The organism is Vibrio sp. 10N (genome assembly GCF_036245475.1).
GTDB lineage: Bacteria > Pseudomonadota > Gammaproteobacteria > Enterobacterales > Vibrionaceae > Vibrio.
The window spans coordinates 928771-942359 of sequence record NZ_BTPM01000002.1; the positions used below are offsets into that span (position 1 = coordinate 928771).

General features: G+C 45.7%; 12 protein-coding genes. 9 read left to right on the forward strand and 3 right to left on the reverse strand.

Annotated elements, in window-relative coordinates:
• The first annotated feature begins 72 nt into the window (after positions 1–72).
• The 4 genes from moeA to AAA946_RS20315 all read left to right on the forward strand — a co-directional run bounded on the left by moeA (position 73) and on the right by AAA946_RS20315 (position 3346).
• On the forward strand, positions 73–1308 hold the full coding sequence (moeA, locus tag AAA946_RS20300) for a molybdopterin molybdotransferase MoeA (protein WP_338167210.1): 1236 nt from the start codon (positions 73–75) through the stop codon (positions 1306–1308).
• 9 nt (positions 1309–1317) lie between these two features.
• Positions 1318–2067, forward strand: coding sequence for a molybdopterin-synthase adenylyltransferase MoeB (gene moeB, locus AAA946_RS20305; protein WP_338166570.1), 750 nt, complete (start codon positions 1318–1320; stop codon positions 2065–2067).
• A 32-nt stretch (positions 2068–2099) separates the two neighbouring features.
• Positions 2100–2408 (forward strand): hypothetical protein, encoded by a 309-nt coding sequence (locus AAA946_RS20310; RefSeq protein WP_338166571.1) that lies wholly within the window; start codon positions 2100–2102, stop codon positions 2406–2408.
• A 104-nt stretch (positions 2409–2512) separates the two neighbouring features.
• Entirely contained in the window at positions 2513–3346 is an 834-nt protein-coding gene (locus AAA946_RS20315; RefSeq protein ID WP_338166572.1) for a sulfurtransferase, read from the forward strand.
• Between the two features lie 89 nt (positions 3347–3435).
• Here AAA946_RS20315 and AAA946_RS20320 read toward each other — a convergent pair whose 3' ends face one another.
• Positions 3436–3957: a lactoylglutathione lyase family protein gene (locus AAA946_RS20320; protein ID WP_042495493.1), complete on the reverse strand. Its 522-nt coding sequence runs from the start codon at positions 3955–3957 to the stop codon at positions 3436–3438.
• 105 nt (positions 3958–4062) lie between these two features.
• Between AAA946_RS20320 and AAA946_RS20325 the strand changes: the two genes are divergently transcribed.
• A complete protein-coding gene (locus AAA946_RS20325) occupies positions 4063–4953 on the forward strand; it encodes a LysR family transcriptional regulator (RefSeq protein WP_338166573.1) in 891 nt (296 codons plus the stop codon).
• Here the strand turns inward: AAA946_RS20325 and AAA946_RS20330 are convergent.
• Positions 4950–5948 carry a sugar-binding transcriptional regulator gene (locus AAA946_RS20330; protein ID WP_338166574.1) on the reverse strand — a complete coding sequence of 333 codons (999 nt, stop codon included), beginning with the start codon at positions 5946–5948 and terminating at the stop codon, positions 4950–4952. The two genes, AAA946_RS20325 and AAA946_RS20330, sit on opposite strands and share 4 nt — an antisense overlap.
• A 439-nt stretch (positions 5949–6387) precedes the next feature.
• On the opposite strand from AAA946_RS20330, the gene tal reads away from it, so the two are divergent.
• The 4 genes from tal to AAA946_RS20350 all read left to right on the forward strand — a co-directional run bounded on the left by tal (position 6388) and on the right by AAA946_RS20350 (position 11081).
• Positions 6388–7338, forward strand: coding sequence for a transaldolase (gene tal / locus AAA946_RS20335; RefSeq protein WP_338166575.1), 951 nt, complete (start codon positions 6388–6390; stop codon positions 7336–7338).
• Positions 7339–7420: 82 nt separating this feature from the next.
• On the forward strand, positions 7421–9412 hold the full coding sequence (tkt, locus tag AAA946_RS20340) for a transketolase (protein ID WP_338166576.1): 1992 nt from the start codon (positions 7421–7423) through the stop codon (positions 9410–9412).
• A 135-nt stretch (positions 9413–9547) separates the two neighbouring features.
• On the forward strand, positions 9548–10000 hold the full coding sequence (locus AAA946_RS20345; RefSeq protein WP_338166577.1) for a hypothetical protein: 453 nt from the start codon (positions 9548–9550) through the stop codon (positions 9998–10000).
• A 19-nt stretch (positions 10001–10019) separates the two neighbouring features.
• Complete coding sequence (locus AAA946_RS20350) at positions 10020–11081, forward strand: GGDEF domain-containing protein (protein WP_338166578.1); 1062 nt, start codon at positions 10020–10022, stop codon at positions 11079–11081.
• A gap of 97 nt (positions 11082–11178) precedes the next feature.
• Here the strand turns inward: AAA946_RS20350 and AAA946_RS20355 are convergent, their stop codons facing one another.
• Positions 11179–13587 (reverse strand): GGDEF domain-containing phosphodiesterase, encoded by a 2409-nt coding sequence (locus tag AAA946_RS20355; RefSeq protein WP_338166579.1) that lies wholly within the window; start codon positions 13585–13587, stop codon positions 11179–11181.
• Positions 13588–13589: the final 2 nt, after the last annotated feature.

Here is a 13589-nt window from a genome sequence, read left to right on the forward strand (position 1 = left end):
GATAAGCCATTCGCTGGCAAAAATGTGTTACAGTCAATGGGTTTTAAAGATTCAATTAGGATGACTTATCTTATGGGTTGCTGCGACGCACCGGGCTTGATGCCTATAGAAGAAGCATTGAATAAAATGCTCACACCAATCACGCCAATTATCGATACCATTACATTGCCGCTCGCTGAAGCGCTAGGGTACGTACTGGCAGAAGACATTCTCTCTCCAATCAATGTCCCACCATTTGATAACTCAGCGATGGATGGCTATGCCATTCGCCTTAGTGATTTCGAACAATCGACCACCATGAGAATGGTTGGAAAATCATTTGCAGGTGCGCCTTTTGAAGGTGAATGGCCAGCACAAACCACCATTCGCATTATGACTGGCGCTCAGATCCCATCGGGCTGCGACGCGGTGATCATGCAAGAAAACACCACCACCGACGGTGACCTCATCACCTTTAATCAACCAAACATCAAAACCAACATGAACATCCGCCCTACCGGTGATGATATTCATGCTGACGATGTGGTTTTAAACAAAGGTGCTCGCTTAACTGCGCGTGATATCCCAATGATTGCGACGCTTGGCATCAGCCACATTAGCGTTTATCGCAAACCGAAGGTGGCATTTTTCTCCACAGGTGATGAACTCAAACCACTAGGTAGCGAGCTAGAGCCTGGTCAAATCTATGACAGCAACCGCTACGGCATTAAACCATTGATTGAAAACTTTGGCTGCGAAGCCATTGACTTAGGCATCATTCCAGACTGCCAAGAGACATTAAAAGCAACATTCGAGAAAGCGCAGCAGCTGGCCGATGTGGTGATCACTTCGGGCGGCGTAAGCGTTGGTGAGGCAGACTACACCAAAGATATTCTCGAAGAGCTTGGGCAAATCGGTTTTTGGAAACTTGCGATAAAGCCAGGTAAACCTTTTGCGTTCGGTGAGCTTGATCATGCATGGTTCTGTGGCCTTCCGGGTAACCCAGTATCGGCTGTACTCACCATGTATGTGTTGGTTCAGCCATTGCTTGCCAAGCTTGGTGGTAACAGCGAATGGAAAGAGCCAGAGTCCATTCCAGCAATCACTCGCAGCGCATTTAAGAAAGCGCCGGGACGCACCGATTATCAGCGTGGTATCTACCGAGTTGAAAATGGCCAGTTTGTGGTGGAAACGACGGGTAACCAAAGCTCTGGTGCATTCCGCTCTATGAGCCTAGCCAACTGCTTTGTGGTGCTGGAACGTGACCGCGGCTCTGTTGACGTTGGTGAAACGGTGCAAATTCAACTGTTCAATCCAACACTGTTCTAAGAGGTGATTTTGGATATTCTTTCTGATGAAGAGATGCTTCGCTACAACCGTCAAATCATCCTGAAAAATTTTGATTTTGACGGTCAAGAAGCGCTCAAGCAATCTTCTATCCTTATCATCGGTGCTGGCGGCCTCGGCTGTGCTGCCAGCCAATATCTCGCCGCTGCAGGCGTTGGCACTTTGACCTTGGTAGATGATGATGTGGTCGAGTTATCAAACTTGCAGCGCCAAGTATTGCATCATGACGCGGGCATTGGGCTGAAAAAAGTTGACTCAGCAAAGCAAGCATTAGAGAAGCTTAACCCTCATCTATCGGTTCACACCTTTGATAAACGTTTGAGCGATGATGAGCTTGAAGCGCAAATCATCAAACATACGCTTGTGCTCGACGCGACAGACAACGTAGAAACACGCAACCAACTCAATCGCCTGTGCTATCAGCATAAAATCCCTTTGGTGTGTGGCGCCGCAATTCGTATGGAAGGACAAATTTCTGTCTTTACCTATCAAGACAGCACTCAGCCGTGCTATTGCTGTTTGAGCACGCTGTTTGGAGAAACCAGCCTAAGCTGTGTTGAAGCTGGAGTGATGTCGCCTATTGTCGGGATCATTGGGGCAACTCAAGCACTAGAAGCCATTAAGATCATTGCCAACTATGGGACACCTAAAGTCGCCAAGTTGATGCTATTTGATGGACTCACGTTAAACTGGCGCGAAATGGGACTGCCTAAGTCTAAGCAATGCCCTGTATGTAGCTGATTCTATTCGACACCAACAAAGGAGTACTTCGCATGAAACCAATCGCCATCGCGTTTATCCTTCTTCTTGCTGGCGTGAGCCTATTGTTGGTGTTACTTAAGGTAACCAGCCCTGCTATCGACGGCACAATCACTGCAACTGTGCAAAACCATGTTCTCACTCAGTCCCTTGATGGTAATCGTCACTATATGGTGGTGAAGCTTGCCGATGGAACAACGACAAGATTGGTTGCCAATCAAACCTCCTTATGCCCTATCGGCTCACAGGTTGAACTCAACGTCACCTCTTCTTCTCTGGGTAAGGCCAACACCTACCAACTTGGGCAGTGCTTACCACGCTGACCATGGTCACACTTCGGTTTGTACCAAGAAAGCGGGTATAGACATCGCCGCAATTAGTCTGCATCCTAAAACCAAGGAATAAAACAATAATAAGGAAGTGGCTTATGACCAACACTCTCATCTCTCCCCAATGGCTTCACTCACAACTTGCCGCCAACCCTAATACCATCATTCTTGATGCTAGCATCGAGTTTCAAATTCCTCTTGAGCCGCAAAAAGACAAAAGCGGCGTCATACCAGGCGCACAGCGCTTTGACTATGATACGGTATTTTGCGATCCAGACGCCACGCTGCCACACATGATGCCATCAGCTGAGCGTTTTAGTGCACTCGCGTCGGATTTAGGTATACAGGCCTCCAGCACCATCGTGGTGTATGACAACTCCGGTACATTTGCCTCACCGCGTGCCTGGTGGATGTTAAAGTCACTGGGTATTGAGAAGGTGTACGTGCTTTCTGGCGGCCTTCCGGCATGGAAAGAGTCTGGATACGAGGTGGATAGTGACTATTCAACGCCACAATCTTCTGAGCTGTCTCAATCACTCGACAGCCACTATTTTTTATCGGCGGAGCAAGTACTAAACCACGCGCAAAAGCGCAATGCTCACATCGTCGATGCTCGCTCTTTGGCTCGTTTTAAAGGAGAAACACCAGAGCCCAGAGAGGGCGTACGCAGCGGCCATATTCCTAGCGCAGTCTGCTTGCCATTTGCCGAGCTTATGGAGGGCGGCACATTAAAGCCTCAAGAAGAGCTAGCCCCTCTATTTGCATCCATTAGTGGCAGCAAACGTGAACATTTAGTGTTCAGCTGCGGCTCAGGCGTAACGGCATGCATTTTGGCTCTGGGGGCTTATATTTGTGGGTACACCAACTTGTCAGTCTATGATGGTTCATGGACTGAGTGGGGACAAAGAACCGACTTACCACTAGAAGTGTAGTGTCCCTTGTTAGGGGCAATTATTGATGCAGCGCCGCCATTTTTGGCGGCGCTTCTCTTCCACTACACATATCTTATGCAGAGGTCCTATCAACCAGTGTAAGCACCACTAGAATAATGCAGCTCGTAACTATGTGAATAGATTTCGAGGATATTGCCAAACGGATCTTCCATATAAATCATGCGATACGGTTTCTCTCCCGGATAGTAATAACGCGGCTCCTTCATTCGGCGCTTACCTCCCGCGGCGACAATTTTTTCAGCGAGTCCTTCCACATCCGGATCTTGCACACAGAAATGGAAAATGCCCGTTTTCCAGTACTCAAAGTTATCCTCTGGGTTTTCTTGATTATCAAATTGAAACAGTTCGACACCAATGCGGTCGCCCGTCGACATGTGCGCGATGCGAAAATGATTCCACCCTTCGCCAAATACGTCGGTACACATGACGCCGATGGCAGAGTCGTCTTCGGTGACATCGGTTGGCGGCATAATTAAGTACCAGCCCAGAACTTCGGTATAAAACTTAACGGCAGCTTCCAAATCGGGAACCGATATTCCAATGTGGCTAAAGGTACGTGGATAAGTGTGGTTGGTATTGGGTGAAGTCATGAGTGGTGCCCTTCTCTCGTTGAGAATAAGATACTTCTGATGGATTCGTTGTTATTTATCATATACTCTTCAAGCAATAAGGATTTGTTATCAAATGTAGAATGTATGATTAACACAACTTGGCTCAATACGTTTAAAACTCTAGTAGAGATTGGTCACTTTACCCAAACGGCCGAAAAGCTGTTTATGACTCAACCTGGTGTGAGCCAGCACATCAAAAAACTTGAAGCTAGCCTTAAAGCTGAGTTAATCACTCGGGAAGGGAAAACCTTTGAGCTAACCGAGCAAGGCCGGCTGGTGTATGACTATGCGTGTGATCTCGCTAAGCGAGAGGTTTCACTATTTGAAAAGCTCAAATACGATGACCCTGAATCTGGGAGTCTCAGCTTTTCAGCTTCTGGCGCGATAAGCACGGCGCTTTACCCAAAACTTCTTCATCTCCAGACTCAGTACCCTAGTTTGAGAGTGAACATCGAAGCCGCTCCCAATCGACGCGTCATAGAAAGTGTGGCCAACGGAAGCATAGACTCAGGCATTGTTACTGCGGTACCACAGCACCCGGATCTATCCGCAGAGCACTTAGGGCAACTAGAGTTGTGTCTTATTGGCTCAAAATCTGCTGTCTCGACGCTTAGCCCCCGAGAGGCATTAAAGCAGTTGGGTGTTATCGACCACCCTGATGCTCAATACTATTTGCAGAAATTGATTGATCAAAGTGGGCTTGCAGAGCTAGAAGGTGCCGAGTGGCAAGATTTTCGAAAGGTCAGCTATATCAATCAACACAGCCAGATTTTACAACCTGTCGCAATGGGAATTGGCGTCACCGTGTTACCTAAGGTCGCTATCGAATACTCAGAGTATAAAGATAAGGTGGATATTTGGCAGACGGTGGAGCTCGTAAGTGAGCCCCTATACTTTGTGCAGAAGAAACGTAAACGGCTAGCCGCACGGTATTCATTTCTTCTTGATGTTATTAAAGAGACGGAGTTTTCCTAATCTTTCTGTGGACTATCCCACAGGCTTAGCATCTGTTCGTCAAGGTTAAGTACTGTCAGTGCATTGCTAACACTCGTAGCAACAACATCGACCACCCCCGTGCGCAGCGCACCTAGCAGCGCCATTGGTTTACTGTTTTCAGACGCAATCGCGATAACCTCTGAAATCCGGCGAAACTCATCCAGCCCCAATCCGATTACGCGGTCACTCATTACTGTGTTGGCCGCTCTTCCTTGAATATCGAAAAAGTCGTAGCCGGCGAAATCCCCAACAACGCCTTGATTCAAACGCGACTGAACCACTTCATCAGTCGTGAACCAACCCAAATCAACCATGTAACTGTTTTCACTCATGTCACCCACACCGACCACAGCGACGTCCGCTTTACGAGCCAGGTCCAAGGTCTGCTTTACAGTCGCGTTCTGCATGAAGGCCATCTTCTGATCGCGGTTTTCTGCATAAGCAGGCGCGTAAAGTGTCTCGGAAGTGCCACCATACTTTTTCGCTAGTTGACGGCAGATATGATCGGCATTGAAGCGCCCTCCTCTGGGGTGGATACCACCGATACCACACACAAACTTACAATCGCGCGGGGCAATAACCCCCATGTGATGAGCAACCGCCGACACGTTTCGGCCTTGCCCTACTGTGACAACCGTGCCGCCCCGGAGGGTTTGAGCCAAATAGTTAGATACTAAGCCCCCCACTTGCATACGCTGCGACTCTTCATCCGGTTGGTCGAGTGCAATCAGTGCGCGTTTAACGCCAAAGCGTTCAATAAGTCGTTGTTCAATCTTGGCACTGTAGACTGGGTGATACTTAACCGTAATTTCAACGATGCCCTCGTCCCTAGCTTGTTTAAGTAAACGACCAATCTTTGCACGAGAAACGCCAAACTTCTTTGATATCTCCTCTTGCGTTGCCCCGTCTTGATAGTAGGCCACTGCAATTTCAGTAAGCAGATCATTGCTGGTTTCGTTGTTGTCATTCTTCATCGATGCATACACCACAAGGATTTTATAAAAACGAGCATTGGCTCATTGCCTAATCATATGCTCAAATACTTCCACACCTTATCATTCGCTCATGCTCATTACAATTTCTCAGCTCTTTTTTTTCACCGTTCTAATTGCGTTCTAGGCCTTGGCTGCACTAGCTTGACTTTCAAAAATCGTCAGAGCTAACAAAAACCAAAATTAACCCAACAAATAGCAAGTTTTATCCCAGTATTCGGTTGACATTAATTCTGCATAGGGTAAATATGGCTTCAACATTTACTCACGAGTGACGCAAATGCTCAAGCAATTGTACGCACTCTACCCTAACAGTCATTGAGCGGTCTTGGGGATTAAATGAATCTTTGAACCGCTGTTTAGCATTTGTATTTCGAGCCTTAGTCTCAAATTCTCTGCCCTCTAGAATAGGAACGAACTGATGAGCAACAAATTAGAGCAACTTCGTAAACTAACTACTGTCGTAGCGGACACTGGCGATATCGAAGCGATTCGCAAGTACCAGCCACAAGATGCAACGACAAACCCTTCTCTGATTTTGAAAGCGGCGCAGATTGAAGAGTACGCACCTCTAATTGACCAAGCGATTGAATACGCAAAGTCTCAAAGCAACGACAAAGCACAGCAAGTACAAGACACTTGCGACATGCTAGCGGTAAACATCGGTAAAGAAATTCTTAAAACCATCCCAGGCCGTATCTCAACAGAAGTTGACGCTCGTCTTTCTTACGATATGGAAGGCAGCGTAGCGAAAGCACGCCAACTTATGAAAATGTATAACGATGCGGGTATTGCAAACGACCGTATCCTGATCAAGCTGGCTTCTACTTGGGAAGGCATCCGCGCTGCAGAGATCCTAGAGAAAGAAGGCATCAACTGTAACCTGACTCTTCTATTCTCATTCGCTCAAGCTCGTGCATGTGCTGAAGCAGGCGTTTTCCTAATTTCTCCTTTCGTTGGCCGCATCATGGACTGGTACAAAGCGAAAGAAGGTCGCGACTTTGAAGCATCAGAAGATCCAGGTGTACTATCAGTAACTGGCATCTATAACTACTACAAAGACCACGGCTACAACACAGTTGTTATGGGTGCAAGCTTCCGTAACACAGGTGAGATCCTAGAGCTAGCTGGCTGTGACCGTCTAACAATCAGCCCACAGCTACTTGCTGAGCTAGAGGAAGCACAAGGTGAAGTTGTTGAGAAACTGGTTGACTCTAAAGGCTCTAAAGAGCGTCCTGCTGCAATGACTCACGCTGAGTTCCTATGGGATCACAACCAAGATCCAATGGCGGTAGAGAAGCTAGCAGAAGGCATCCGTAACTTCGCTATCGACCAAGGCAAACTTGAGGCGATGATTGAAGCTAAGCTTTAATCCACATCATTTTCTAGAGGGGAACGTTTGCGTTCCCCTCTTCAATTTTCTCTCTTTATAATCAATTTTTTCGGAATGTATTATGGATCGTAAACATCTCGCTAATGCTATCCGTGCGCTAAGCATGGACGGTGTTCAACAAGCTAACTCTGGTCACCCTGGCGCACCTATGGGCATGGCTGATATCGCTGAAGTACTTTGGCGTTCACACCTAAACCACAACCCATCAAACCCAGAGTGGGCTGACCGCGACCGTTTCGTACTATCAAACGGCCACGGCTCTATGCTGATCTACTCATTGCTTCATCTAACAGGCTATGCCCTACCAATCGAAGAGCTAAAGAACTTCCGTCAACTTCATTCGAAAACACCGGGCCACCCAGAATACGGTTACGCACCTGGTATTGAAACTACCACGGGTCCACTAGGCCAAGGTATTACCAACGCGGTAGGTATGGCGCTGGCTGAGAAAACTCTCGCGGCTCAGTTCAACAAAGAAGGTCACGACATCGTTGACCACTACACCTATGCGTTCATGGGTGATGGCTGTCTGATGGAAGGTATCTCTCACGAAGCATGTTCGCTTGCAGGCACACTAGGCCTTGGCAAACTCATTGCGTTCTGGGATGACAACGGCATCTCAATCGATGGTGAAGTGGAAGGCTGGTTCTCTGACGATACACCTAAGCGCTTTGAAGCATACGGCTGGCACGTCATTCCAGCTGTAGACGGTCACGATTCAGACGCTATCAATGCAGCGATTGAAGCGGCCAAAGCAGACCCTCGCCCTACTCTTATTTGTACTAAAACCATCATCGGCTTTGGTTCACCAAACAAGTCAGGCTCACACGACTGTCATGGTGCACCTCTAGGTGCTGACGAAATTGCAGCAACTCGTAAACAACTAGGTTGGGAGCACGGCCCATTTGAAATTCCGACAAACGTTTACGCTGAGTGGGATGCGAAACAAGCGGGCGCTGAGAAGGAAGCTGCGTGGAACGAGAAACTTGCCGCGTATGAAGCAGCCTACCCAGAGTTGGCAGCAGAATTCAAACGCCGCGTAAATGGTGAACTACCAGCAGAGTGGGAAGAGAAAGCATCCCAGATCATTGCTGATCTTCAAGCAAATCCTGCGAACATTGCTTCTCGTAAAGCGTCTCAAAACGCACTAGAGGCGTTTGGCGCAATGTTGCCTGAGTTCCTAGGCGGTTCTGCTGACCTTGCTCCGTCTAACCTCACCATGTGGTCTGGTTCTAAGTCTCTTACGGCTGAAGATGCGTCAGGTAACTACATTCACTACGGTGTGCGTGAATTCGGTATGACGGCTATCATGAACGGTATTGCGCTGCACGGCGGCTTCGTCCCTTACGGTGCAACCTTCCTAATGTTCATGGAATACGCGCGTAATGCAATGCGTATGGCTGCGCTAATGAAAGTGCAAAACATCCAAGTTTACACTCACGACTCTATCGGTCTGGGTGAAGATGGCCCAACGCACCAACCTGTTGAGCAAATGGCATCACTTCGCCTAACGCCAAACATGAGCACATGGCGTCCATGTGACCAAGTTGAGTCTGCAGTAGCTTGGAAATTTGCAATTGAGCGTAAAGACGGTCCTACGTCACTTATCTTCTCTCGCCAAAACCTTGCGCAGCAAGAACGTGACACGCAGCAAGTGGCTGACATCGCAAAAGGTGCTTACGTGCTGAAAGATTGTGAAGGCACGCCTGAGCTAATTCTTATCGCCACAGGTTCTGAAGTTGAGCTAGCGGTTAACGCAGCCGCTGAGCTTTCTGCAGGAGGCAAAAAAGTACGTGTCGTCTCTATGCCAGCAACTGACGTCTTCGACAAGCAAGACGAAGCATACCGCGAATCTGTACTGCCTTCGAGCGTGACTGCACGTGTTGCCGTTGAAGCGGGTATTGCCGATTTCTGGTACAAGTACGTTGGCTTTGGTGGCAAGATCGTGGGTATGACAACATTTGGTGAGTCTGCCCCTGCAGGTGAACTATTCAAGATGTTTGGTTTCACCACAGAAAACGTTGTGAGCACAGCGAAAACACTGCTTAAGTAATTCGTTTCAACATTTTAAAAAGCCGGGGCCTAATTGGGTCTCGGCTTTTTGGGTTGTGCCGAACTCGCTTCCCATTTACTTGACGTCACGATTCAAGATCCTAGACTGTAAAAAACACCTCAAAAGGATTTTGATATGGCTAAATGGATTTCGCTTCTGTTGACCATGATGGTTTTTTCCGTTAATTCCGCGCAACTCGAATTCATAAAAAATGGCATCACTGACAAAACCCTTTCTGACCAAGATTTACTAGAGTTGCCACAAACAGAGATCGCCACAGAGTTACCATGGATTGATGGCGTCAGTCGATTTTCGGGCGTTCAGTTGACAGATATTTTTAACCATATCAAGACACCAATACCAAAAACGATGACATTTGTTGCCTTGAACAATTACCAAGTTGAGGTGGAAATTCAGGACATCGAAAAGTACCAACCGATCATCGCCAATAGAAAAAATGGCGAAATGATGTCGGTAAGAGACAAAGGACCATTTTGGGTGATCTTCCCGCTTTCCGAGTACCCCGAAATCGATAACACTGATTATCATGCAAAAATGATTTGGCAACTAAAGGAAGTAAGATATTAGTAATGACGGGAGGTATTTTATGGGCATTAAATCCATCGTTAACAAAATACCAATTAACTTTTCCAAATCAATACTCGTTCTGCTTACCTCATCAGTGTTGATGGTAAACCTATTCACTATTGATCGTATAAATAGCATTAATGGTGACCTTTCCGACCGCAAGAACGAGGCAACTTGGTTCGTCTTACAGCTAGTAAAAGAATACTCCAACCTTATTACTCAAGTGAGCACCACTCCTTACAACTCTTCTTCCGTTAACCTTGCCTACGATCTTACATGGAGCCGATTCGACATCATTCTAACCAGTAAAGAATCTGCAAAGTTTATCGCTCAAGCAAACTACCGGTTGTTTTTTGAACATCACTTTGACAAATTCAAAACAGTGGAAAAGTCACTAAAGCTGATTGAACAGCAGCCAGAATTACGGCTTCCTTTGCTCAAAAGAATCGAATTGAATTTTGAGCAAATCATTCAGTTTATTAACGATAAATTTCGGATCGAGAGTCCCATATCCCAACAACACCGAAATGAAATAAACAACCTACTAATCATGCAAAAATCAAGTTCTATCGCTCTGATTATATTGGTTATCTTTATCTCTTATGTGTTCTGGTTAGAAGGTCGTTTGAGGGAAACAATCCAGCGTACTGACCCACTGACTCGGACACTTAACCGTACATCTCTCAATGAAGACCTCAAAGCCAGATCATCATGGGATTGCTGCGAGCTGTTATCGATTCGAATTCACAACGTACCCGAAGTTAATCAAAAGTATGGAATTGACTATGGCGACATAATCATTAAGACAGCAGCGGAAAGAATAATTACTACTCTTGATTCTAACTATCGAGTCTATCGTTATAGTGGTGCACAATTTATCGTTCTACGAGAACAAGTCAAAGAGCCTTCAGGGACCCCTTATTTCCAAAATTTGAAAGAGATACTCGCATACCCCCTTGAATTGTCCGATATGACGTTGGTTTTGGATGTGAGTATTATTCAGGATACGGATTTAGAACTAAACCAACTGCTTGAGCGATTGACACAGCTATCAAGACGACCGCTATCGGTAACACTTTAATTCACCATACTAGAGGCCTTTGTTCGTGACATTATTGATGTAAGCCATTGACTTAACCATCAATCGATAGGAAACGGAACCAAAATGACAAGCTCAATTACTTCGAAGAACGCTCATCTCCAACAGTCATCAACTCAGTAATATTTGGTATTTTCCGGTCGATTTGGTATTCGCTATAGAACTGGCAAAACTCATCATACTGAAGAGGCTGGCTAATAAAATAGCCTTGCAAGTAGTCACACTCTAACGATGCTAGGTACTCACTTTGTAAGTCGGTTTCCACCCCTTCACCCACTACCTTAGCACCGCAACTGTGTCCCAAAGCGACAATGGACTTCAGCATTTTCTTTTCATCGCCCTTCAAGCAAATCAAGTCAACAAAGCTCTTATCAATTTTTAGTTCATCGACTGGATAATGAAGCAGCTGATTTATCGAAGTAAAGCCGGTTCCAAAGTCATCTAGCGACATTTTGAACCCTATTTCTCTTAAAGTACTGATCATAGCAATAGTATCTTGGGTACTTTTCACATAACTGGTTTCTGTTATCTCCAAAATCACGCGACTAAAATCGATAGCATGACTATTACAAATGCTGCAAAGTTGCTCAATAAAACCATTATTATAAAGTTCTAATGCAGAGATATTGACGGATATATTACCTGTATAATTACAATCTTTAGTCATTCTCGAGAGATCAAACAGTGCTTTTTCTAGAACCCACTTATCAATCTCGACAATCACATTAGCTTGCTCTGCGATAGGAATAAACTCATCGGGATAAATACCTTTAGCTTGCAATGCTGGGCATCGAATCAAACTCTCGATACTGCTTACACGGGATGCTTTAATGTCAATTAATGGCATATAGTTGAGTTCAAAAGCCCCCTGCTCAATACAAACTAGCAGTTGTTTCTCAATTTCTTCACGGCGCGCCAGTTCGGCTAAAAGCGCCTCATCAAAAACAGAGATAGGCGTACCATTGGTAACTTGTTTTGCTTTCGCTAAGGTTTCCTCTAATCCCTTTTGCCAAATTTTAACATGATGTTGATTAGTTAAAGGGATAACCGCCATTGCTATCTCAATATGCGAAGTAAATCCCTTTGATGAAAAAGCCTTGAAATACCGCTCTCTAAACTGCGTCGCTAGTGCTTTGGCGTTATGCACATTGGTAGTACTGAGCACCGCACAAAAAGTGTTTGAACCATATCGGCTCAACGAATAGTCACTGTATCCCACTCCCTGTTGGTTTTGATTATTGCTGGCAAGTTGAACCATCTGCTCACTGAGACGAATCAGAAGCTGATCAGCAAAGTCTTGTCCATGGATATCATTGATTCTTCTAAAGTTCACAATATCCCAAGCGAGCAAGTAGCTATTATCATTCACACAACTAACGACGCGATTCTCCACATAGTCTATGAATGACTTTCGAGTAGCCAGCTTGGTTAAGTTGTCAAATTCAGCTTCAAATTTTACTTTGGTCAGACTATCAATATACGCATTACGTAAAACAGCAACTTCGCTATTTCCTTTTGATCTCTTGAAGTATCTTAACTCTAATCCCCCACGTTGGATGTCATATAGGAGGTTCTGTATCGGACCGGTCACATTTAGACGTACGACAATATGCACAACCGCAAGTAATGTGGCCAATATAACGGTCACATACCCTAACGCTCTCGCTAATAGTTGTGCTCTGAAATCCGAAAAATAGTCATCTAATACCGTCAGTTCCAACCTTACCCCATAACCACTTATCTGATAAATATCTCCATCAATGAAAGTATTTGAGAGTGTACTCACCAATAGCGAAGAATCATCGCTTTTCGAAGGCCCAAATGACATAGAAACATCTGGGAGCTGGTCGATTTCTGACAATAACTGATTGATCTCTAACATAGGAGCATCAACAACTAATAAACTCCTTTCTTTGCGCGTGAGCGTACGCTTATCGCCAGAGGACAAAATTGGGTCATAGGCGCTAATAACTGTCCTTCGTAATTCGCCTGTCGAAGATACGTAAACGTCTCGTGTTCTCGAAAAAGACTCTCCAAGCGACACCAAAACATGAGTGTCGAAAACAGACTGATAAATATCACTTGGCAGCTCACGTGCTATAAAAGGATCACTTACACTGCTCGCAGCAGTAATGGTAAACAAGTCATCAATCACAAATAGTTGAGCAGAGCCCATTTGCGTGACATACGCTTTCGACATTAGATAGTTAATGTGTGCTTCTAAGAAGTTACGAACCCCATAATCACCGGTGTCTTGAAGATGACGAACAAACTGCTCTGATGCGGCTAGCTCCCCACCAAGAAAGTCCATTGCACGACTCTCATACTCGGCTGCAATGAGCGCTGAAGACGCTCGGCTTACCCAGCGGTCTCGCTCAAGAGCCTGGTATTCACGCAATTGCCACATGTAGACAATGGTAGCCACCGAAACAACCAATATGCCAACGATTGGAATGAGTGCAAAATGTAAGCGCTGAACCAATTTCATCG